We start from the raw sequence: 22,803 nt of genomic DNA on the forward strand, positions 1-22,803 counted from the left end.
TCATTTCCCCCTAAGATAATGCTTGCTTGCTTTTTTCCTCCAAGCCCATAAAAAGGGACGTAACGGAAAATAAAGTAAATGTAAAGATTTTGGTAATGGCATTTTTTCAGCATCCTCAGGATACGGATGTAAAGTACTTAATAAAAACAAAATCTTTTGTCTGAGAGACATAAGAGAAAACAAATGCTGTTTATGAAACTTAGAAACTTCAAACGGTACAGGGTCAGTATGTAAATTGACCATCCTTTCCAGGTAAAATATTGCATCTTGAGCTAGCCTATATCCCGATTTACTATTTTTAAAAAAGTAAGGATGAGTCGAGTCAATGTTAGAATTTAATAGAGTATGATTTAAAATCAAAGCTTGAGCCTCCTATATGCTCTAAATGATATTTTTTCAATAAATTATAAACCTTTTTCCAGTTAGGAGCTTTTTCTATTATTTGATGAATATCCAGTAACCATCTCAGTCTTGACCATCCGTGTCGTGAACCATGTGTAACAAGAAATAAAAATAAGTGCTCTCTACCTAAAAAATACACAGGAGACGTTGTTAGGTCACTTTGTTTTTTTGTTTGCCATAGCTCCTCAAAGCTTGGTTCAAACCCTGGTCCAGGATTGAGTCGCCAATGAACCTCTAACTTTGTTTTTGTTTTAGGGTGGAAATAAGTCACATGGTGATGTCTCCATTTCCAATCATCTAGAATAGTTCTGATATAGTCGTCTTTTAGATAACCGTGTTTTAACAAAGTTTGTTCAACTTTATCTAACTCATTAATGGGAATCAAAAAATCTAAATCACAGGAGGTTCTTAGAGAAATATCTCCATACAAATCATGTGCAATGATAGGACCCTTTAAAAAAAGTACTCGTATGTTTTCTTCACTTAAGACTCTATTTATTCTTTCCATTTCAGCGCTTATTTGTAACATATAGAATATATTTCTCTGGTAATCCATTCTTAATCTTTGAATGACAAATGGGGGAATTAGTTGATGAGTACATTTATTAAGAATAGGAAAGAGGACAGGATAAACGCGGTGATGTTTTACTTGGTCAATAAAAAGGGTCCAGTTTATATCTCCCAATAATTTTTCAAGATTTTCTATCGTATCTTCATGACTTTTTTGTTTTAGCAGATGGAGGATTAGCTTTACTTCCGCTGATACATTATCAAGTTTTAATATTTTTTGATTAACCAATGCTTCACCCTCCAATTATTTTTGCGAATTTACCAACAACTGTAAACTTTTCCTTACCTTCAGAACCTGTTATATAAAAAGGGCCACTTCTAAGCCAAGCATGTGCTATTAGATTTCCAAACTCATCTCTTGCTGTACCTAGATAAAGAGTACTTTCAATTCCCCTTTTTTCTAACATTTTCATAGCCGCAAAGGCTTTAACAAGACATTGACTCTCCCAAAGAGTATATTTACTCATTAGGTGTATGGCTTGTGATATACTAGCGAGAGTCTTTTTATTCGTACTTTCAAAATCATATGATGTTTCTTCCATCTGCAAACCAAGGGTTGGAACTACTTTTGAAAAAGGAATTGTTTTAAGATACCTTCCTACACCTAAATAATAAAAAGATTCTATTAGAAGGACTTTCGTTTTCCAATTCATTAATATAAATAATCTTATTTTGCTCAAGTTCCGATTCCCCTTTAACACTAAACTACCTTTATTAGATTTTGTTTTTCCAATTGATTTAAGAAGTCTATTACCTGTTCTTCACATGTTTTCTCATCAACCTCAAATTGTTCAAGTAAAGATAATACTACATCCTTAACTCCAGTAGGTGTTTTAATCATGTCCCAAATAACACCACCTACCTCTCCTAAGTTGAAATAACTACCTCGTTCTATATGTAACATGACTTTTTCTCCATCCATATCGCTTACAATCATTCCTTCTTCCTGAGTAACAATATGGGTTAATGACAATTGATCTGTTTTTAACATCTATACTTCCCCCTTAAAATCAAATAGTACTGAGAATTGCTTCTGCCAATTCATCAGCAGAGAATCGTGTTGTTGGCCGTTTTAATTGAAACATGTTTATCTGTTCGCAGATTTTGGTCGATGTGTTAAAATGCCAGTCTATAAGACCTAATGGCGCAATAAAGAGATTACGGTACGTATGATTATAAAGAGTTTGTAATTTCTGGAGACCTGTAACATGAGTTAATGTGATGTTATCATTCTCATTTTTACTTAGCTCAATAATTCCCTCTAATTGCAATGGTTTAGATGCAAATTGATCTGTTACTGGAATTGCAAACTTTGTTTCTCTATTAAAAAGAGGACTATAGGAGTCCGATTTCATTCCAAATTGATTAAGACTTTCAACCCATAATTTCTGTTGTGGATAAGCAGGTGTAACTAGAGGAATTCCCTGTTCACTGATTGTAACAGGTATAACATCATCACTAATTAAATGGTAGCCTAATCTTAGTAGAGCTGAAGCAAGGGTAGACTTTCCTGCACCAGAATCCCCGACAATTGCATATGCTTTCCCATTAATCTCGATAGCACTGCCATGTAAAGGAAGAATTCTTCTTTGCAATAACAGAGCACCCATACATGTACCAAGAAGGTATAATCGTAATTGATCTGCATCTACATTTTCCATTGGTGAGTAATAGATCTTATTTCCATTTTCAATCATATAGATGGCGTTGTTTGGGATTCGTACTAAAATTAAATTATTTTTTATAGTAAAGTATTTACTTTGACCAGATAAATGTTTCCAGTTCAAGGTAAGGTCTGCTTTTTCTATCACAATATCCTCGAACCCAAATTCAAATTTATTTATTGGCAATTCTGAAAAATAAAAATCACTTATAATATTTAATCCGAATGCTTTAAACTTGTATTTATTTACTAAAGTTGTTTTCAATATTATCACCTGAGAGAAATTCAATTATTTTAAATAGTTTATCGTTGCATATGCCCTTACAAATAGTTTGTAAGGGCATATATGTAATTAACACATATTAGCTATAATTAACTACATCATGTTCATGAGCATCTGGATCAGGCTGAACAGCATCAGGTGTTCTAATACCAGGCCCTGCCATCGTCATACTAATATCTAACACATCTAATTTGGGTGATTCCCATGTTTTTTTCATCCATATCACCTCCCTTCAAACCTTTTAATAAACCTAAAGAGTATCAAGCTACGCATAAGTATTTTAAATTCAAAGTCATATATGTTTTCTGGCTTAGGATGATATCCAATTTTTTCTAAAGCATTCTGTAAAACCCCTATATTTAACAATTGAACCATAGTAGTATCTGTAAGCATTAATTTTATTTCTTCAATAAAATCTTTCCATTGACTTTTCATTCTCTGAATTCCATCAGCGCCTTGTATTCCTCTAAACTTTTGATTTAATCGAATGTCATCCGGTAAATAATTTTTAGTTGCCCGTCGGACTAGAGATCTATTAAAACCATTTTGTACATATTGATCTTCTGGTACAGATAAGCAAAATTTAATCACTCTTAAATCATTAGTAGGATCTCTCTCTAATAAGGAATGGCGAAGAGATAATTTTGATCCTATCGTACCGTTCAAACCCCAGATATGTACTTGATTAAATTGATTATTTCTAATTTGGAATACGTCTGATATTTTGTTACCGGTTATGTCTATCCCGTGTTCTTCTAATCTGTTAAAAACATTCGTAGTTTTAGCAAATTCAGGATTAATCCACCTCGGAAAAGATTCTTGTTCAAGACTGCTTGTATTAAGAAGATTTGGAAATGCTTTCTTGCCTACCACCTTGAATACACGTGATCTATTTGCTCCTAAATTTTCACTAAACATTTGGATTTCTTTTAATAAACGCAAGAGCTTAAATCGTTTTAACAATAATGCATAATAATCAAACGCATGTCCCCAAGATATTGTCCAATTTCCTCTTTGGCCATTTAAAAGGATACCAATTTTTTCATTAGAGGCCTGCTCATAAATTCCCTTTAACCAGAATGAATTTTCATAAAATTTATAAGGTATTTCCATAACATCCAGCCAATCGTCTATCTCTGAATAGGGATTAGTTTCAGGAAAGCTTAAATAACTATCGTTTATATTTCCTACATATTTAACTGTCGATTCAATATAAGGCCTTTCATTAGCAATTCTAGATTTATGAGTCCAATCTACAAATTCATCTACTGGAACATAGCTATATGTGTGAAGCTTCTTATTTTCATTATTTAAATGCTTTGCAGCGAAGCCTACAACTGAACCTGAATCTAATCCACCACTTAAATGAGCCCCTACCTCTTTATGTGTGCGTAGTCTTGAGTGAACAGCTTCTGTAAATACTTCACAAAAGGCCTCTTCATATTCTTCGTTAGATTTCAGCTTAGTTTTTCCAATATTATTAAAGTCTGTATATCTTGTTAACTGTACTCTACCATCCTTTATTTTTATTGAATGAGACGGAGGAAGCTGATAAATTTCTTTATAAACAGTTTGATCCACTGATATAGAATCTGAAGTAACCGGAATAGCAATAAACTCTGAAAGCCACAGTTCATTTAACAATTTATTGACATAAGGTAAAGAAAAAAGCGGTTCAATTATTGTACTAAAAGCGAATTTATGATCATTTTTATAGTAATAAAGCGTTCTAGTTCCTGAGAAATCTCTTGCTCCAAATAACTTGTTCTTCCTTTCATCCCAAATCATAAATGCAAAATCACCAATAAGATATTTGGGAGTATCCTCTCCCCACTTCTCATATGCTAATAAAATTAGCCTGCTATCCGGAATGCTTTTCCTATGATTAGGCTTCACTTGTAATCTCTCGAATAACTCGTTTCTATTATCTATAATTGCGTCAGCTGTAATAGCTAACTGTTTTTCATCATCATAGAAGGGTAATTGTTCACCAATTGATTCAGGAGTAATCCATTGTGCGTGACACCCCATAAAGATATGATCTTTAATCAAGTACTGAACATGATCAGCAGGGTATTTTTGTAATGCTTTTAATAGATTTTTCCCTAGATCATTGTTTACTGGTTCTTTATTTAAATTATATATACCAACAATAGCACTCATTTTTCCCTCCTATAATGATTCTTCCTACCAAATATCAATTCTTTATTAAGAACGATAAATTACAAACTATTATAAAACTTTAAACCTCTAATCTGTTTTATGCGATTGTTTGTTAATTTTATATTTATAGTATGATTTACATCAAATGCTTTTACTTCATTAAGGTTCAGTCCACAATATGGACATTGCCATAAGCCTCCCTCATAACTACTAAAGGACAATTTCAAACACCTATTACATTGCTTTTTCTTCATTGACCTTACCTACCTTAAATAGTATGGTAAATCCAGATAACGTGAAGACCTATAACAAATGTATAAATTATTACCCCAATGGAAGATAAGAATTTAATTATATTATTTTCAGGTAACTTATCTAAATAAATTATTAAATACAAAAGAGCTGATAAAAATAGCTTTGTTAGCAAAAAATAGATTAGTTCTATATCACTTATGGCTCTCATTGCTGGGTTAGCTTCTTCAATTAAACCCAGATTGAGTCCTATGTATGTAAGCATCCCATCAACAATATTTAAAGCCGCTAAGGAATGGCAAATGTACTTCAAGAGAACCTCCACCAATATGGTTAATAATTTATTGAATAATAGAATACAATGTTAAAGTATATATTTAATTCTTTATAATGAACAATACTATATTTTTATAAAGAACACAATACTTAAAAGAAATAAAAATTCCACTTACATATATTTGCTTTTCTCTTTTAGTATAAATCTATTAAAGTATTATTTTTGATAACTACTTTCCAATTCATTTAAGGTTATCCATTAATTGAACACTATGTTTAGTGGTGGAATTACTGAGCAATTTTGTAAGGTATTTGTTTTCCCGAAGCCTTTTCAAATGCATTTTATCATTTCCATAAACATTGATATAGGTAATTTTCCTACTGCAACTCGGATAATGTATGGAACGAGGTTATTTGGAATCCCTTTGGATCTTCTCCAATTCGGCCACTAGTGTGAGCACCTAAAGGATTAAATAGTGTAATAGAGAGATGCTCCATTTATTATTCTTCAATCATTAATTTTGTTTGACTATAAGGGTTTGTAGCTTATAAAGAAAGATCTTCTGTTAATGGTGATTGTTTGTGCATTCCATATGACAGTTGCTGACAAGCTGAACACCATATTATATTTACACCAATCCTATTCATTACCTCACATAGATTTAGTGTCATTTATGTTGTTATGGTATTAGTGCAACGGGATGTTACAGATCCCCCAACCGATTTTAGTCCTACAAAATGAATAAAAGCATTTATCTTAGAAAACTTATAATCTACCAGTTAAATGATATTCGTTTCAACGTTTCTGGCTTTCTATTTGAAAAGTTATCTAAGATAATAATACCTACGTTAGCATTCAATAATTCAACACAAACATGCGAGCCAATGTAACCGGTATATTAAAGTTGCCATTGTATTCCTCCATGTATTAATAACTATTCTTAACACACTATCATATTCTTAATAAAGAACAGCACTATATGATGACATTCCTTTATTCTAAAATTAATAATTAATTTATTAATTAAAGTTTTATTACATAAAATTAAATATTAATATAAAACTGATGTAAGTCACATAGTGTATGCGATTAAAAATCCCACAGCTCCATTATAATCATTTTTATCGTTACACTATTGCCCCTTGGTACTGTAATCCTTGCGGTCATAAATTAATTTTGCCCCTTTAACTTTATTTGTCCAACAGTTAAAATAGGCCGAGTTTTTCCCATACGAATTATCTAAGACTTTATTTTTCTTATCCATTAAACAAGCTAATATATGACCATGTAGACGAGAAGTTACAATTTCATCATAATTACTAAATAAGTTAATGGCTTGACGTATTTTGAAACCAGTGTAATAGTACCACAACTTAGATAATAGATTTGCTGGGAAATACTTGTGGACTTTATAAGAATTATGTAGATTATTAAAGATATCGATTATCTTATTATCTAAATTAGATAATAGATTATCCCAATCAAACATATGAGAATAATCTATCTGATCATCATTATAATCAACTTCGACTTTTTCTATATCTTTTCGAAAAAAATATAACGTACTATATTTAGTTTTCTTATTCTCTATAATTGGGTACATAGCATGAGCCATATCCTGACTCAAATATACATTCTTTAAATATGAAATTTAACTTGCTTATAACTAATTTGATCCCTTACATATAAATGTAAGTTCTTATGTTTACTGAATATTTCGAAGTCTTTTACCATACCTTTCAAGTCATTATAATATATTGTTTGAGGAAGAATAACAATTTTATGCTCAGGGAAGTTTTTCACTAGTAATTTTCGTAGATTCTGATGCTCCATATACAAGTCCCCAAAATTACCTCCACCTTGACAAAGAATTATTGTATCTCTAGGTATGTGAAGTTCACTTTTTTTTATTAGATATTCAACTAGGTGGTAACTAATCCTTTTAATTACTCTAATCTTACTATTTTTTAAAAATTGTTCTGTTCCTTTCCAAATAAGCATATCACCCACATTTCCATAGACTGGATAATCAAAATAATATACCCTCGAAGCCCTTTGGAATTACTTTATTAATTCTATTAAGTTGATCTTTTAACTCTATATTATTCATATCGATTCTCCTAAATTTTTTTCTAGCCATTATAGTTACTTTCTTTATCTCTTTTAGAGAACTTTTTAAGTTTACAGTATAAAGTATACAAGGTTAATTTATTCCTCAAAAGTTTTTATCTTAATCTTTATTAGATTAACACCTTCGGCTCTTGAATAGTTAAGTTATTAAATTTAATATGCCCCCAATACCTATGTGTCCATTCTAAATTATTTGTATCTCCTGACTTGCTATTCATCTCAAAACCAAATGCTGAAGGTACTACATCCAATAATTCATCTGTTCCAAATTCATTTACTTTATATAAAACTAGTTTTACCAGATAGGTGCCTGGAGCTAGGTTAGTATTGTCAAACTCGAAAATACTCTTACTTGTCGTCCCTTTCTTTACAGAGATAGGTATTCTTGTTGTTCCCATGCCAGCAGGAGTATCATCTGAGTATAAAACTACTATTCTTAAATATACATCTGATATCTCTTCGATTGCACTATATGATAGTTCAAAAAAACCTTCTCTTCACTATTGTATGTGCAATTTACTTTATTAACTAGCTCAACTGAATCCATAACAATTCTTCGATTTAAATTAATATCTTTCGGTCTTTCTATATTTTTTAGGTTATTAAACATTTCCATTTTTTTGTTATTATCCATATATACCTTAATACCATCATCTACATTCCCATCAAAAATAACCTTACCATGATCTAGTACGATCACTCTGTTACAAAGTTGCTGAACTGTATTCATGTTATGGCTAACGTATAATACTGTTCTTCCCTCTCCAGATATATCTTCCATTCTCCCAAGACACTTTTGTTGAAACTTCATATCTCCAACTGCTAAAACCTCATCAACAATTAATATATCTGGATCAAGATGTGCTGCTACAGCAAAAGCAAGCTTTACGTACATTCCACTAGAATATCTTTTTACAGGTGTATCTAAGAAACCACTTATTTCGGAAAAATCAACTATATCGTTAAACTTATTCTCAATTTCATCACGAGTCATTCCTAAAATAGATCCATTTAAATATATGTTTTCCCTACCTGTTAATTCCGGATGAAATCCAGTTCCCACTTCAAGGAGAGAAGATATTCTACCATTGACTTCAATAGTTCCTTTCGTAGGGGTTGTTATTCTTGAAAAAACTTTAAGCAAAGTTGATTTCCCCGCACCATTGTGACCAATAATGCCTATCCTGTCCCCTTTATTAACAGTAAAATTTATATCATTAAGAGCCCCAAAATCCATTGGCATCTATATTATTTCCCTTCTTTTTTCTCAATTTGAACGAGTTAAATAAAACCGATATAAAAGTATCATGCTTCTCTTCACTTGAAATAATATCGTATTTTTTACCTATATCTGAAACTTTCATCACAACTTCACTCACAAAAATCTCCCCTGTTCAAATTAGATCGGCAAACGTATTTTCAAATTTATGAAAGTACTTTATACCTAAAACTAAAACTAAAATACCAACCATTAAAGAAACGATTAACCTGGCAAATATAATTCAGTTGTTGGAATTATACACCATCTAAAACCCTCAATTACCCCGACCATTGGATTCATAGAATATAAAAATCTTAGTCCTTCAGGAATTACCTCACTCGTATAACCTACTGGTGAGATGTACATTCCAAATTGAAGTATAAATGGAACCACAAACCTAACATCTCTATATTTAACATTCATAGTAGCTAAAATTAAACCTGCTCCTAAGGCAATAATAAAAGCCAATAAGATAAACAATGGAAGGAATACTATTTTTATAGGTGGAACATACAAAAATGCTACCATTAAAATAGTTAGTACCCCAAACGATATTAATAAGTCAATAAAAGAAGTGATTACAGATGATATCGGTAACGTCAGTCTTGGGAAGTAAATTTTTTTAATAAATGTGAATTAGTTACCAAACTATTCGAGGTACCACTAAGTGCAGCCGAAAAAAAGTTCCAAGGTAATATTGCCGAAAATACTAATATGGCATATGGAACTCCATTAGAAGGCATATTTGCCAAATTCCCAAAAATAAAGGTCATTATAATCATGGAAAATACAGGATTCAATATCGCCCAAATTATTCCTAACTTTGTCTGCTTATATCTAACAATAATATCTTTCCAAGCCAAAAAATATAATACCTCTTTATAATCCCACATTTCTTTTAACTTTTCCTTTTTAGATACTTTGCCTGAAATGATTGTAATATTATCCACTATTAACATCTCTTTTCTTCAAATGTACTTTACTCTACTATTTTCACAAAGGCTTCCAATAATTTGTATTAATCTATTATTATATTTAGATTATTTCTCATTTTCAAATATAGCTCAAATAGATACGGACTTAAGATGAATAGTAACCAAACGGACTTTTCTTTTTTATTGTAAAAAGGATTTTTTAATAATGTTCCAATAGTAGACCGAAAATTTCTTTTTAATTTTCTTAAATTTTTATTATTTATTGAAGTGTCATATTTAGCTCGATAATAGTTTTTAAAGAATGTTTTTACATAAACCATTTCAGCCTTATATCTTAAATCAAATTGACCTATCTGTTTAAAAAAGGTAATCCTTTCTTTTTGTGCATAAATAGCATCCAACTTTTTAACATTAAATGAAGATCTAATGATGCTATTATGTGTCTGAAGATAAAAGTATAAATTAACAGGAACAAAAGTAACCTTCGAACTTTTATATAAGATTCTATGGGCAATAAATTCATCCTCATGAATTCTTCCTTCTTCATACCTCAATCCATCAAATAGCTCTTTTTTATACAATTTATTCCATGCAACAACAAATTTAACTCCATTTGAACTATACAATTGCATTAATACTTGCATATTGGAAAAATTTTGAACTTCATCATAAAAAACATATTCTGTTAAATTGTATGATTCTTCTTCATTTGCTAATATGTAATCACACAAAACAATATCTGACTTTTCCCTTTTTGCAACATTGTAAAGAATTTCATACATCTTTTTATGAATAAAATCGTCACTATCGACAAAAGCAAAATACTCCCCTCTTGCAACATCAATGCCTGCATTTCGAGCAGATGATAAACCTCCATTCTCTTTATGAATGACACGAATCCTATCGTCTTCTTTAGCGTATTCATCACAAAGAAGTCCACAATTATCTGGTGATCCATCATTTACTAAAATTAGTTCAAAATCTGTAAATGTCTGATCTAATATTGAATCTATACAATTAGATAAATACTTCTCTACTTTATAGATAGGTACTATGATACTAATAAGAGGCATATATTATCATCTCAATTCTTATTGGCATACTTTATTATCTTTTTAGGTATTACTCATTTAAAGTTTTTATTATTTACTAACATCTTATCTAAACCTAAAAAACCCTTTATCAGAAGGATGAAGGATTTTGCTTTTCTTCCCAAATGCCTACGCTCTAGGTTATATATTGATTCAATAAAATACGGTTCATGAATTAATCTGTAAATAGTTATAATTTTTGCTTTAACTGATTCTTTTGAAGAAAAGACCTCTCTAATTTTATAAAAATATTCTGAAAAAGTTTTGCAATTTTCGTACCTAACATAATTTTCAAAGATTTGTTTATTCACTTGGTTCTCTTTTAATAATCTTAAAGTCTCTTTTCTCCCTTTTATATGCAAATAAAATTTTCCCGTTCTATTATTCATTAAACTTTCAGTATTTTCTCTACGATAGTTATATAGCATTTCATTTATTACACATACCCTATTTGCTTTTAATAAAGCATTAATGTTAAAACAAAGATCTTCAGCAATTGTAATATTTTCATTAAGAATGAGTTTATTTTCTATGAGAAAAGACCTTTTATACATCTTATTCCATAAACTTGGATATCCCCAGATATTGTATTGTTTTAATGTCTCTTCTATATTCTCCCTAATTTTATTTCCTTCAAATAACAATTGTTTTTCTTCAGAGATAGTATGTTTTAAATATGATCCAGTAAACTTATTACTTTCAATAAAACCGCAAATAGCAATCTCTGCATTACTTGCTATACAAGAACTATACATTTTCTCTAACATATCTTTGTTGATAGTATCATCACTATCAACAAAGCTTATATAATCACCATTTGATATATTAATTCCTAAATTTCTTGTAATACTTGGTCCAGAATTTTTTTGATGAATAACCTGAACTCTACTGTCATTTATTGCAAATTCATTACAGATTTCCCCACTCTTATCTGTAGATCCATCATTGATAAGTATTAATTCAAAATTCGAAAAACTTTGTTCTAGAATAGATTGTATACAATCCGTTATAAATTCTTCAACATTAAAAACTGGCACAATAACACTTATTTTCACACTCATTACTTGAACCCCCTTCATTAAATATACTCAAATCACTAAAAAATCTATTATGTAATTTCTCCATTTGTCTTTAATAGTAATTTTCTATCTTTAATCTTAATGTGTAATTCATAAAAATAGGGATTTATGATAAATAATGCCCACAATATTTTTTCTCTTATGCTATATAAGGGATTTCTCAATAGTGACAATAAACTAGGGGAATAATTTTTTTTAAATAATTTAAAGTCCTTTTCAGAAACCAGTTGGCTTTTCTTTACTTTTAACAAGTAATCAAAAAAAGTGTGAATGTAAAAACTTTCAGCTTTTTGCTGTAGTGAAATTTGTTTTATTTCTATAAAAAATAAAATTCTTTGTTTAAAAGCATAAAGTGCATCAAGTTTATTTATATTAAAAGATGACCTTGTTATACTATTATTTGTTTGAGTATAATAGTATAAATTTATAGGTAAATATGATATTTTTGCACACTCATATAATAATTGATGTGCAATTATTTCATCCTCATGTATTCTACCTTTTTCAAATGCAATATTATTAAACAAATTTCGTTTATATAACTTATTAACCGTCATAATAAAATTTATTCCGTGTGGAGTATATATTTGATGTAAAGCCTCTATATTAGAAAAGTGACGAATTTTATCGTTAATATTACATTTTTTATCAACAACTTCATCTTCTCTTACCAAACTCACATCACATATTACAATATCTGCACATAAGTTTTTAGCAGCTTCATGCAAAATCTCATACATTCTTTCATGGATAAAATCATCACTATCGACAAATGCAATGTATTCTCCTTGCGCTACATTAATTCCTGCATTGCGAGCTGATGATAATCCCCCATTTTCTTTGTGAATTACGATGATTCGATCATCTTTTTTTTCATATTCATCACAAATTACCCCACAATTATCTGGTGATCCATCGTTAACTAGAATTAATTCAAAATCAGTAAAAGTTTGTGCCAAAACTGAATCCAGACACTTAGCTAAGTATTTTTCTACATTGTAAATCGGAATAATAATGCTTATAGTAGGCATCTCATCACTCCCAATAAATGTTCCATTTTTAAAAATCTTAATCTATGAGTTTAAATATTTTTTCCATTTGCTTAGTTTGTTCTAAATTTTCATTATCCAAATTTTGAGAAAACTTATTGCGTAAACTTTGATTTTTTATTAATACTTCTACTGAGTTATATATACTATTTTCGTCAATTTCAGTAATAAATCCTGTTTCTCCACTCTTTATCTGCTCATTTGCCCCATTTACTTTAGTTGTAACTATAGGTTTACTTAGACACCTGGCTTCAATAAGTGTTATACAGTATCCTTCATACCTAGATGGTTGGACATAAATATCACACTCTGCAATATATGGGTAGGGATTTGTTTTTGAACCAAGGAAGATGAAATGATCCTTCAACTTATAAATTTCAGTTAATTTCTCATAATCATTTCTAGCGTCTCCTTCTCCAATACAGTACCATTTAACGTTATATCCGTTGTCAATAAGTCTAGCTAGAACACGAATGGCGATATCTTGCCCCTTTTCATTAGCAAGTCTACCAACTGTCAGAATCCTTAAACCATTATAATTTTCTTCAAATCCGCTCCCATTTTTTGACTGTAATCTAACTGTTTTTGGTGAAACAATATTATAAAACACTTCTGTCTTTTTATTTATTGAGGGGATCTTATTAATTAATTTATTTTTTGCCTCCTTTGACACAACAAAAACCTTATCAAATTTTTGATAAGTCTTTTCTGCAAACTTTGGATTAAATCCTATTTTTGTAACATCAAAATGCACCCACTGTATTCTTTTATTTGCTCTTATCTTATTAGCAACAAAATAGCTTATAAATTCCATTGGACCTGCATAAGCTACAGCGATGTCATATTTTCCTTCAATTCCTTTGAAGTCCTTTAATATATACTTAAAGAAAATACTTCTATCTCTACAAACCTTTGATACAAAGTGAGTAAAAAGTATATTAAATCCCCTAATAAAGTTCCCAGCCTTCATCAACTGCAAAGCAGTTTTATTTGGTGGGTTATCAATTATATCCATAATTTTCTGATTTTCAAATAAATATTGAACCCTTATTTCATTTGGGATTGACTCCAAAAAACCACCATATTTCTCTATCATTAAAATTGTAATTTCATAACTTTCTTTTGGAAATTCAGCAATCATATTTAGCAAAGCTTTTTCAGTTCCACCAACATTCATATTTATAACCATGAATAATATCTTTTTCTTCATTTGTTTTACTCTCTTTCATTTGTGATATTATTCTACTATTTCATAAAACTTTTCTAATTCTTCTATATTCCCTTTTTTTTCTAATTGTAAGTATTTAACAATGTTTTCTCTTAACTTATCATCATTTATTAATTTTTGAATGCCTTGACTAACATCCTCAGAATTTATATTAACAACAATCCCGTTTTTGCCATCTATCATTTGATTATTAACTGCATCAAACCTAGTAGTGACTACTGGTATATTTAGCATTCGCGCCTCAGCAATTGCTAGTCCAAAACCTTCAAACCTGGATGTTTGTACATAAATGTCGGCATTTCTTATGTATGGGTATGGATTAGATTCAACTCCCAATAAGATAAAATCTTTTACTAAATCATTTTCCTTTATATAACTTTCAATTTCCTCTTTTAATGGACCTTTCCCTAATGCATACCATCTAAAATTAATACCTTTTTCTCTTAGTTTTTTACACGCCTCTAATGCAATGTCGTAACCTTTCCCTTCAGCTAATCTACCAATGGTCAATATTCTTATACCATCAAATTTGTCATCATATCCGTCTCCTAGAATAGACATGTCATATATAAACTTAGGATTATTTATATCATAGATAACCTTTACCTTATCTGAATAATTAGGGAATGTTTCTAATAATATCTCTTTGGCTGATGAAGACACTGCAACAATTTTGTTATAGCAATCATAAAATTTCTTTTGGAACTTCTTTTCTTTTTCATCTAATTTATAACTAGTGTTTACCCACGCAATTTTTTTTGCTTTTATCTTATCTGCAACATAAAAAGTGGGTATTCCTTGTGAATAACTAATAGCAACATCATAACTTTCAGGATTACTCTCAATAACATCTGAAACACTTTGCCAATAAATTCTTGCTTTCTGTACATTTTCGTCTTTGTATTTTTCTTTTCTAATCAAAAGTGAATATTTTATTCTGGAAGATAACATTCTAAAGTCTGCGTTCCTTACTGAATATAGCAAAGCTTCCTTAATATTTAGATTTGAAAATTTAGTGTATTGCAATGTTTTTAAAATGTTTACCTGTTTTGGAACTAGTTTCTCTAGTAAGGTACCATGAGCAAAAAGCATTAGATCAACCGAGAATTTAGAATAATCAAGTAATGATAACAATGTAACTAAACTCTTTCTTCAGCACACTCTAAAGATTCTATAACAAATAATAGTTTTTTTTCATTAATATTTAACACCTACTAACTTTTTTAGCATTATTTGTTCATATTTCACTAATTCCTAAGCAAAATAATTCTTAGTCATTAGTCGTGAGATTTATTCGTTTTAGTCCTAAAGGTCCCTGAACTATCCTTAACTCTCTCAAAACCTTATTTACAATTGGTGGAATCACATTTAAGTAGGGATGTATATGGAATAATACTAATTGTATTAATAATTGTTTATCACCTTTAACTGCCTTAGTTAAAACAGAATAGTTATTATTAATATACTCTTTAATTTCCTGTCTATTTAAACCTCCTATGTCTTTATCTCTATTTATTAGTAATAAATTATAATTAATTAAACTAGCCTTTAGTATTTCTTTATAAGAAAAGTCTGTTAAGCCTTCATAATGCTTTTCAATAAATTCATGCCTTTTTTTAACCCTTTAATAATATCTAAGTTTTTCACAGTATATGTTGAGACTATACTGTCACTCCTTTGATAGTAATAATATAAAGGTTGGTTTAAAATAACATAGCTACTAACTCGATGCATTACTTCATGTTCCCCAGTATACATCTTCAAATAAAACTCCTTTTTTAAAAGGAATATTTTTAATGTAATTAGTTTTGTAAAGTTTACCCCAAGCAAAATTTTTAACTTTTTCATTTATTAATAACTCGTACATTAGAGAAGAATTATTCAAAAGAAACGGAGGATCATCCTTTGAGAAATAACGATCATCAAATAGTATGTAATCCTCATATGCGTAATAAAAAGCAACTTGAACAATATCCGCATTATAGTGAATACTATTTTTGACCAGTTCCTCAATCATGTTGATTTCTAACCAATCATCGCTATCAACAAATAATGTAAATTCACCCGTTACATACTTCATACCATGATTTCTAGCGTCAGATAAACCTCCATTTTGTTTGTGAATAACCTTTATCCGACAATCCAATTTCGAGTAGTATTCTATAATTTGTCCGCAATTATCTGGAGATCCATCATTCACCAATATAATTTCAATATTTTCATATGTTTGGTTTAATATACTATCTATACATTTATGAATATATTTCTCTACATTATATATAGGAACAACTACACTTACTTTATGCAAAAACATTGCCCCCATCCTAGATTACTTTATATAATTTATTAAGTTCGCTGATATTTTGGTAGTTACTCTTTTCACAATTACTCACTAACTTATTTCTTAGAATTGAATCTTGATATAATTTTTCAATACCGTCTGCTATTCCCTCAACTGATAACTCAGTAATATATCCATCAATTCCATCTTTCAGCTGACTTTTTGCTGTGGTATAATTTGTAATCATTACTGGCTTCGTAAGAATCTGTGCTTCACTCACAGTTACTGCCTTGCCTTCATATCTTGAAGGTTGGACATATAAATCAGCTTGTTTTATATATGGATATGGGTTGTTTTTTTTACCAAGTAGAATAAAGCTATCATTAAGGTTGGAGTCTGTAATTAACTCTCTTATCATTCTTTCCTCTCCCCCATATCCTACTACATACCAAGCTATATTTTTATACCCTTTTTCTTTTAGAATTTTCAAGGCCTTAACTGCATTATCTATCCCTTTTGCATGAGAAAGTCTGGCAACTGTCACTATTTTAAATCTATCATCCTGAATAATCAGATTACTAATTTCTTCGTTTGCCATTTCTTTTATAAACTCTGGAGAAGTTATATTCTCTACAACTATTACTCTATCTTCTAAATCCTCGTATTTCTTTAAAAATGAAGTTTTACAAGCTTCAGATACAGCTATTATGTAATTAAATTTACGCCACATTTTTAAATCCATTTGAATGTCTGTTTCTACTGTTGAAAAATCTGTATGTATCCAAGCAATTTTCTTTTTTGCCTGAACTTTTTCTGCAACAAAATAATGTGGCCATAAATAACTAATAGCTACATCGTACTCAGTTTTTAGTTTAGGTAAAAAAGGTAATGCGTACTCCCACATTAGCTGCATCTGATAATATCCTGGTTCATCTATTGATTTTATTCTTCCTAATAGGTCAGCATTAAATTTTGAGATCATTCGCGATAACCCAATTGCAAATTGTTTTTCTCTAAATAATTCAGTAATTGATTTTCTAAAAGTAGAATATTGTGAAATTTCCTTTAATAAAGTTACTTTTTTTGTAATTAAATTCATAAAATCTCCTTGATGCCGATATAACATAAGATCAACTTTATAATTCTGATAATCGAAATTTTCTAACATGCTTATAAGACTTCTTTCCACTCCACCAACTTCCATATCAAAAGAAGCTATTAATACATTTTTCATTAATATCACCTAGGTTTTATTATTTTAGTCAAACCTTAACTTTTAAACTATCTTTTAAACAATTTATAATTCTCATTTGTTCATTTTCAGTGATATTTGACCCCGAAGGAAGACAAATGCCTGTTTTAAATAATTGCTCTGATACACTCTCATTTTCTTGATGAGAATAATATTTAGTCTCTTTGAAAATACGTTGTAAATGCAAAGGTTTCCAAACATGTCTTGCTTCAATGTTTTCCTTTCCCAAAATATTTAATAGAGATGTTACAGAAATTCCTGTTTCTATTTCATTTAAGGTTAAAGCTGTAAGCCATCGATTTGATCGAGTATCTTCTAATTCAGGCATAAATTTTATACCGGGAATATATGCGAGTTCTTGAAAATACTTATTAAATATTAACCTTCTTTTTAATACTCTTTCATCTAATACCTCTAATTGCCCACGTCCAACTCCTGCTAATATGTTACTCATTCGATAGTTAAATCCGATTTCACTATGTTCATAATGAGGAGCAGGATCTTTTGCTTGAGTGGCTAAAAAACGTGCTTTATTAATAAGTTCCTTATGATTAGAAATTAACATTCCCCCTCCGGATGTTGTAATAATTTTATTTCCATTAAATGAAAAAATACCAAACTCCCCAAAAGAACCACTAGCTTTACCCTTAAAAGTAGAGCCAAGTGATTCAGCAGCATCTTCAATAATAGGTACCTCATAGAATTTACACACTTTTGTAATTTCATCCATTTTTGCACTTTGTCCATAGAGGTTAACAACAATTACAGCTTTAGGAAGCTTCCCTTCTATTGAAGCTTCTTTTAGAGCTAATTCAAGTGCTTGAGGTGACATATTCCACGTCTCAGGCTCTGAATCTATAAAAACAGGTTCTGCACTTTGATAAATTATTGGGTTAGCACTTGCTATAAACGTTAGACTGGAACAAAAAACTTTATCGCCTTTTTTCACATCTAATAAAGAAAGAGCCAAATGAATTGCTGCGGTACCAGAACTTACTGCAACAGCTTCACTGACTCCAACATAATTTGCTATTTCTTTTTCAAATAAATCAACATTTGGCCCCAATGGTGCGATCCAATTTGATTCAAATGCTTCATTAACATATTTCAATTCGTTTCCACTCATATGAGGCGAGGATAGAAAAATTCTTTTTTTAGAAGTTGTATTAATCAATCTATACACCTACTTTCTTAACAGTATTGCTACTAATAATTTTTGCAGGAACTCCTACTGCAATACAGTTTGCCGGAATATTCTTGGTTACTGTTGCACCAGCACCAATTATTGTGGATTCACCTACTTGAATACCTGGAATAATGGTTGTACCTGCACCAATATGAACTCCTTTATCTATTTTTACATTCCCCGTCAATGTTGCATTAGGAGAAACATGAACAAAATCACCAATTCTATTATCATGTTCAATAATAGATCCAGAATTTATTATAGAATGGTGACCAATATAAGCATCTGAATTAATAATCGTATTAGCCATAATGACAGTACCCTTACCAATCTTAACATTAGGACTTATTATAGCTGACTGATGAATTAATGTTGCAAATAACTCCAAGGGAAGCTCTAGATATTCAAAAATTTCTTTTCTCTTCTTATTGTTTCCTATACCAATAACAAAATTAATTTTCTTATTATATTCTATTGCTTTAAATGCTGCAGAAATTGGTCCTCTTATTCCTTTATTGGTTATTGAAAAATCCTCATACTTATCATCTAAATATCCTATTATTTCATGTTCGTTAGATAACGATATTATGTCATTTATTACTTTACTGTGCCCACCCTGACCAATAATGACAATCTTCATCCATGTCCCTCTTTTATAGTAGTCTCTGAACCTCTAAACTTTTCCATAGTAACGTTTCCTGGTTGATTAATCCCTTCTGTTTTAAATACTTTTATAACTGTAAGAAATAAGATTTTTAAATCTAAGAAAAACGATTGATGTTCAACATACCAAACATCTAATTCAAATTTATCCTCCCATGAAATAGCGTTTCGACCATTAATCTGGGCCCAACCAGTAATCCCTGGCTTAACTTTATGCCTTTTTAACTGCTCTTCTGTATATAGTGGTAAATATTCCATTAGCAAAGGTCTTGGACCAACTATACTTATATCTCCCTTGAAAACATTAATCAGTTGAGGAAATTCATCTACACTATATTTCCTTAATAACTTCCCAAGAGTGGTTAACCTATCAAAGTCAGGTAATAATTCACCATTTTTATCCTTTTTATTAGTCATGGATCGAAACTTATAAAGAAAAAAGGGCCTTCCATATAACCCAGATCTTTTTTGAATAAAAATTATAGGAGAGCCTAAAAAACACTTTATTACTAGTGCAATTATTAACATGAAAGGTAAAAAGATAAAAAATAACAAAGAAGCAACTATAACATCACAACATCGCTTTATAATAAATAACACCTCTATTTTTTAATATTTAGAACTAATTTATTTCTCACGTGATAAAAAATATTCTTTAATCTTTTCAATCATTTCTATGACCTCCATATTTTGAACTTCTTCACCTTTTAAATAACTTTCTATTAGTATCTCCTTTAATTCTTTTTGTGTAAGGTTCATAAATATCCTCCTTCCATCAAAACTTTTCTTAATAAAGAACGCTGAGGCAACTAAATTTCTCCATACAGAGATAGCCATTCTGGGATAATATCAATAATATTATAGCCATTACCGACTATATGTCGCATTATTTCCTCTTGGTCCTGTCTTTCAAACTCAAACGTGTTGGAAATTTCTTGAATCCATTCCTCTACATTTCTATTCAGAGCTAAGTATTTAATTATGCCTAAACCCATATCTGTTTTAGTTGTCACATTATTAGAAGCAATACAGGGTGTTCCTAAGCTTTGTGCCTCGATAGTAACAATACCAAATCCCTCAAATATTGAGGGAAATAATAGTACATCAAATGCCTGCATTAGCCTAGCAATATCGTTTCTAACACCAAGGAATCTAACATGATTTTCTAGTTTGTAACGTTTTGCCTCTGTTTCTATTTCCTTTTTTAATGGTCCCTCACCTACAAAGACTACATATATATCAGTCCTTGAATTGATTATTTCCTTTAATATATTTAGTATAAATTGTTGGTTCTTTGATTTAGAAAATGTTCCTACATGGCCTAATATTTTGGAGCTATTGGGTATATTTAACTCAAAGCCCTCACACTTTGATAACAATCGGGTATTATTTGAAAATTTTTGATGTCAATTCCATTTTTAAAAATACGAATATTTCTCTTTTGATTACCAAAAAGAAATTGCCCAGATTCAACACTACATGCACAAAATTCATTAGAATTGTATCGAATTAATGCTCGTAACATACTTAATTTAATTTTTGCCTTGTAACTGTTTCCGAATCCCCAATTATTACTATGAGAATGAGAAATTCTCTTCTTAATACCAGTAAGGTTAGCTGCTAATACAGGAAACCCACATTGATAATCCGTGTGAGCATGAAGAGCAACATAATCATTTTCTTTCAAAATATTAGTAATTTCTCTTAGATATCTTATTGGGCCAACTTTTCCTAAACTCGGTATTCTAAAAATAGTCCCTCCTAAAGATTCTATTTCTTTGTCATAATGACATACTTCCTCTCTATGAGTAATAAAGTCAAACTGTATTTTATTCTTATCTACATTTCTATAAATATTCATGATAAGAGTTTCTACTCCACCTCTGTTCATAGCACTAACTACATGTAAAACTTTTTTTGGATGGTTTAAAACATTCATTTTATTTCCTCTCTTGGTTTATAATTGTAAAAATTCACTATTGTAATCAAGATTTAATGATATAACTTGTTCATAATAAAAATACATAACATAACATACTAACAGGCCATAATAAACAAACCTTCTATTATTCTCTTTAAATAAGTAAATAATATACGAAATTAAAATTAAATTATATAGACTAAAATAGATGTTAAATCTTGCAAAAATCCAATTTTGAGTTGCAATAATCATAAACAGTAAGCCAATTATTGACATATTTACAATGATGTCACTTTTCGGCCATATTGATCTTAATTTATGCCTACCAAAATATGCAACTAAGATAGGGATAGAATCCACCAAAACCCTCATTATGTTAGCTCCACCCTCCGCAAAGTTTTTATAGCCTCCATATTGGGTATCTTCGATAGCTGTGAATAAAATTTGCGAAAATTGATTAAAGCCTAAAACGATACAAATTGAAACAAACAATAATAAGTATGTTACCTTTGTCCACGCTTCCCTTCGAACAATAAAATAAATAGGTATAAGAATTAGAGCACTTTCATGGAACGTTGAAGAAAATAAGACTAAGAAGAAATAATGTTTAAACTTTCCTTCTACTAAATATTTTGTTGCCCAAAAGATAATAGAAGCTGCTAAATACTGTCGAATTCCGTTCATTGATACTACAAACATTCCAGAAGCAATAAATACGAAGATGCTTAATTCAATCATTTTAGTATACTTATATAAAGTAAGAACAATTAACAGGTTTGTAACCAATGCTGTAACTAATAATAATAATTGTGGATCATCAGTTACATTCTTAAGTAACATTTGTAAGATAGCGAAACCTGGATCTTTTTTTTCCATTACATTGTTCCAAGTAAAACTTTGTGTCTCATATTCATGCATATAAAAATACGTATCACCTATATTATTTCGGATGCCCGGATACTAATACTAAACTACATAAAACTAAGAATATCAGTAGTTTATTTGGCTTAGAGTGCTGTGAAGTCCCTCCTGGGCCCACATTAAAAAGAGCAATATATCTTGATAGAAAGGAAAAGATAAACACAATAAAAAGTAAAGCCCAGAGTACATTCATTTT

Annotated in this window: 24 protein-coding genes and 3 pseudogenes; all 27 read right to left on the reverse strand. The window is 30.1% G+C overall.

All coding sequences use genetic code 11. From position 1 onward, the window contains the following. A pseudogene (locus MVE64_RS05215) lies at positions 1 to 1,201 on the reverse strand (nucleotidyltransferase domain-containing protein). Positions 1,202 to 1,205: 4 nt separating this feature from the next. Then, complete coding sequence (locus MVE64_RS05220) at positions 1,206 to 1,625, reverse strand: lasso peptide biosynthesis B2 protein (protein WP_247346966.1); 420 nt, start codon at positions 1,623 to 1,625, stop codon at positions 1,206 to 1,208. Positions 1,626 to 1,672: 47 nt separating this feature from the next. Next, positions 1,673 to 1,963, reverse strand: a complete 291-nt coding sequence (locus tag MVE64_RS05225; RefSeq protein WP_247344394.1) for a lasso peptide biosynthesis PqqD family chaperone — start codon at positions 1,961 to 1,963, stop codon at positions 1,673 to 1,675. Positions 1,964 to 1,982: 19 nt separating this feature from the next. Beyond that, positions 1,983 to 2,900, reverse strand: coding sequence for an aldolase (locus MVE64_RS05230; protein ID WP_379051414.1), 918 nt, complete (start codon positions 2,898 to 2,900; stop codon positions 1,983 to 1,985). A gap of 97 nt (positions 2,901 to 2,997) precedes the next feature. Beyond that, positions 2,998 to 3,135, reverse strand: a complete 138-nt coding sequence (locus MVE64_RS05235) for a paeninodin family lasso peptide (RefSeq protein ID WP_247344396.1) — start codon at positions 3,133 to 3,135, stop codon at positions 2,998 to 3,000. Positions 3,136 to 3,140: 5 nt separating this feature from the next. Continuing rightward, positions 3,141 to 5,081, reverse strand: coding sequence for an asparagine synthase-related protein (locus MVE64_RS05240; RefSeq protein ID WP_247344399.1), 1,941 nt, complete (start codon positions 5,079 to 5,081; stop codon positions 3,141 to 3,143). A gap of 268 nt (positions 5,082 to 5,349) precedes the next feature. Further along, positions 5,350 to 5,658 carry a DUF5658 family protein gene (locus MVE64_RS28070; RefSeq protein ID WP_379051958.1) on the reverse strand — a complete coding sequence of 103 codons (309 nt, stop codon included), beginning with the start codon at positions 5,656 to 5,658 and terminating at the stop codon, positions 5,350 to 5,352. 1,084 nt (positions 5,659 to 6,742) lie between these two features. Next, on the reverse strand, positions 6,743 to 7,261 hold the full coding sequence (locus tag MVE64_RS27335; protein ID WP_281730493.1) for a polysaccharide pyruvyl transferase family protein: 519 nt from the start codon (positions 7,259 to 7,261) through the stop codon (positions 6,743 to 6,745). Next, a complete protein-coding gene (locus MVE64_RS28075; RefSeq protein WP_425593979.1) occupies positions 7,249 to 7,611 on the reverse strand; it encodes a polysaccharide pyruvyl transferase family protein in 363 nt (120 codons plus the stop codon). Before MVE64_RS28075 ends, MVE64_RS27335 begins: the two co-directional genes overlap by 13 nt. A gap of 239 nt (positions 7,612 to 7,850) precedes the next feature. Continuing rightward, a complete protein-coding gene (locus MVE64_RS05250; protein WP_247344401.1) occupies positions 7,851 to 8,138 on the reverse strand; it encodes a hypothetical protein in 288 nt (95 codons plus the stop codon). A gap of 38 nt (positions 8,139 to 8,176) precedes the next feature. After that, entirely contained in the window at positions 8,177 to 8,983 is an 807-nt protein-coding gene (locus MVE64_RS05255) for an ABC transporter ATP-binding protein (protein WP_247344403.1), read from the reverse strand. Further along, positions 8,958 to 9,119, reverse strand: coding sequence for a hypothetical protein (locus tag MVE64_RS05260; RefSeq protein ID WP_247344405.1), 162 nt, complete (start codon positions 9,117 to 9,119; stop codon positions 8,958 to 8,960). The genes MVE64_RS05255 and MVE64_RS05260 overlap by 26 nt, the downstream gene beginning before the upstream one ends. Before the next feature lie 104 nt (positions 9,120 to 9,223). Beyond that, positions 9,224 to 9,960 (reverse strand): annotated as a pseudogene (locus tag MVE64_RS28080) (ABC transporter permease). A gap of 59 nt (positions 9,961 to 10,019) precedes the next feature. Continuing rightward, the gene (locus MVE64_RS05275) at positions 10,020 to 11,009 is read right to left on the reverse strand and encodes a glycosyltransferase family 2 protein (RefSeq protein WP_247344409.1); all 990 of its coding nucleotides are present in this window, start codon (positions 11,007 to 11,009) and stop codon (positions 10,020 to 10,022) included. Positions 11,010 to 11,062: 53 nt separating this feature from the next. Beyond that, positions 11,063 to 12,088, reverse strand: a complete 1,026-nt coding sequence (locus MVE64_RS05280) for a glycosyltransferase family 2 protein (protein WP_247344411.1) — start codon at positions 12,086 to 12,088, stop codon at positions 11,063 to 11,065. A 47-nt stretch (positions 12,089 to 12,135) separates the two neighbouring features. Next, complete coding sequence (locus MVE64_RS05285; protein WP_247344413.1) at positions 12,136 to 13,137, reverse strand: glycosyltransferase family 2 protein; 1,002 nt, start codon at positions 13,135 to 13,137, stop codon at positions 12,136 to 12,138. A gap of 37 nt (positions 13,138 to 13,174) precedes the next feature. Continuing rightward, complete coding sequence (locus MVE64_RS05290) at positions 13,175 to 14,365, reverse strand: glycosyltransferase (protein WP_247344415.1); 1,191 nt, start codon at positions 14,363 to 14,365, stop codon at positions 13,175 to 13,177. A gap of 27 nt (positions 14,366 to 14,392) precedes the next feature. Continuing rightward, positions 14,393 to 15,517, reverse strand: a complete 1,125-nt coding sequence (locus MVE64_RS05295; RefSeq protein WP_247344417.1) for a glycosyltransferase — start codon at positions 15,515 to 15,517, stop codon at positions 14,393 to 14,395. Between the two features lie 604 nt (positions 15,518 to 16,121). Beyond that, a complete protein-coding gene (locus MVE64_RS05300; protein WP_247344418.1) occupies positions 16,122 to 16,691 on the reverse strand; it encodes a glycosyltransferase family 2 protein in 570 nt (189 codons plus the stop codon). A gap of 16 nt (positions 16,692 to 16,707) precedes the next feature. Beyond that, entirely contained in the window at positions 16,708 to 17,898 is a 1,191-nt protein-coding gene (locus MVE64_RS05305) for a glycosyltransferase (RefSeq protein WP_247344421.1), read from the reverse strand. 28 nt (positions 17,899 to 17,926) lie between these two features. After that, complete coding sequence (locus MVE64_RS05310) at positions 17,927 to 19,090, reverse strand: aminotransferase class I/II-fold pyridoxal phosphate-dependent enzyme (RefSeq protein WP_281730456.1); 1,164 nt, start codon at positions 19,088 to 19,090, stop codon at positions 17,927 to 17,929. Position 19,091: 1 nt separating this feature from the next. Then, the gene (locus MVE64_RS05315) at positions 19,092 to 19,742 is read right to left on the reverse strand and encodes an acetyltransferase (protein ID WP_247344422.1); all 651 of its coding nucleotides are present in this window, start codon (positions 19,740 to 19,742) and stop codon (positions 19,092 to 19,094) included. Continuing rightward, positions 19,739 to 20,353: a sugar transferase gene (locus tag MVE64_RS05320; RefSeq protein WP_281730494.1), complete on the reverse strand. Its 615-nt coding sequence runs from the start codon at positions 20,351 to 20,353 to the stop codon at positions 19,739 to 19,741. The genes MVE64_RS05315 and MVE64_RS05320 overlap by 4 nt, the downstream gene beginning before the upstream one ends. Before the next feature lie 39 nt (positions 20,354 to 20,392). Further along, positions 20,393 to 20,524, reverse strand: a complete 132-nt coding sequence (locus tag MVE64_RS27340; protein WP_281730457.1) for a YwzD family small protein — start codon at positions 20,522 to 20,524, stop codon at positions 20,393 to 20,395. 50 nt (positions 20,525 to 20,574) lie between these two features. After that, positions 20,575 to 21,144 carry a glycosyltransferase gene (locus MVE64_RS05325; protein WP_247344425.1) on the reverse strand — a complete coding sequence of 190 codons (570 nt, stop codon included), beginning with the start codon at positions 21,142 to 21,144 and terminating at the stop codon, positions 20,575 to 20,577. Continuing rightward, on the reverse strand, positions 21,114 to 21,704 hold the full coding sequence (locus tag MVE64_RS05330) for a glycosyltransferase (RefSeq protein WP_247344428.1): 591 nt from the start codon (positions 21,702 to 21,704) through the stop codon (positions 21,114 to 21,116). The genes MVE64_RS05325 and MVE64_RS05330 overlap by 31 nt, the downstream gene beginning before the upstream one ends. 18 nt (positions 21,705 to 21,722) lie before the next feature. After that, positions 21,723 to 22,800: pseudogene (locus MVE64_RS05335) on the reverse strand (EpsG family protein). Between the last annotated feature and the right edge of the window lie 3 nt (positions 22,801 to 22,803).

Source organism: Metabacillus endolithicus, assembly GCF_023078335.1.
GTDB classification, from domain to species: Bacteria; Bacillota; Bacilli; order Bacillales; family Bacillaceae; genus Metabacillus; species Metabacillus endolithicus.

Bases quoted from the DNA above. Each gene is read 5' to 3' on its own strand.
- MVE64_RS05220 (WP_247346966.1), bottom strand. From the start codon at position 1,625: ATGAATTGGAAAACGAAAGTCCTTCTAATAGAATCTTTTTATTATTTA.
- MVE64_RS05225 (WP_247344394.1), bottom strand. From the start codon at position 1,963: ATGTTAAAAACAGATCAATTGTCATTAACCCATATTGTTACTCAGGAA.
- MVE64_RS05235 (WP_247344396.1), bottom strand. From the start codon at position 3,135: ATGAAAAAAACATGGGAATCACCCAAATTAGATGTGTTAGATATTAGT.
- MVE64_RS05240 (WP_247344399.1), bottom strand. From the start codon at position 5,081: ATGAGTGCTATTGTTGGTATATATAATTTAAATAAAGAACCAGTAAAC.
- MVE64_RS28075 (WP_425593979.1), bottom strand. From the start codon at position 7,611: ATGCTTATTTGGAAAGGAACAGAACAATTTTTAAAAAATAGTAAGATT.
- MVE64_RS05250 (WP_247344401.1), bottom strand. From the start codon at position 8,138: ATGGGAACAACAAGAATACCTATCTCTGTAAAGAAAGGGACGACAAGT.
- MVE64_RS05255 (WP_247344403.1), bottom strand. From the start codon at position 8,983: ATGCCAATGGATTTTGGGGCTCTTAATGATATAAATTTTACTGTTAAT.
- MVE64_RS05275 (WP_247344409.1), bottom strand. From the start codon at position 11,009: ATGCCTCTTATTAGTATCATAGTACCTATCTATAAAGTAGAGAAGTAT.
- MVE64_RS05280 (WP_247344411.1), bottom strand. From the start codon at position 12,088: ATGAGTGTGAAAATAAGTGTTATTGTGCCAGTTTTTAATGTTGAAGAA.
- MVE64_RS05285 (WP_247344413.1), bottom strand. From the start codon at position 13,137: ATGCCTACTATAAGCATTATTATTCCGATTTACAATGTAGAAAAATAC.
- MVE64_RS05290 (WP_247344415.1), bottom strand. From the start codon at position 14,365: ATGAAGAAAAAGATATTATTCATGGTTATAAATATGAATGTTGGTGGA.
- MVE64_RS05305 (WP_247344421.1), bottom strand. From the start codon at position 17,898: ATGAAAAATGTATTAATAGCTTCTTTTGATATGGAAGTTGGTGGAGTG.
- MVE64_RS05315 (WP_247344422.1), bottom strand. From the start codon at position 19,742: ATGAAGATTGTCATTATTGGTCAGGGTGGGCACAGTAAAGTAATAAAT.
- MVE64_RS27340 (WP_281730457.1), bottom strand. From the start codon at position 20,524: ATGAACCTTACACAAAAAGAATTAAAGGAGATACTAATAGAAAGTTAT.
- MVE64_RS05330 (WP_247344428.1), bottom strand. From the start codon at position 21,704: ATGAATGTTTTAAACCATCCAAAAAAAGTTTTACATGTAGTTAGTGCT.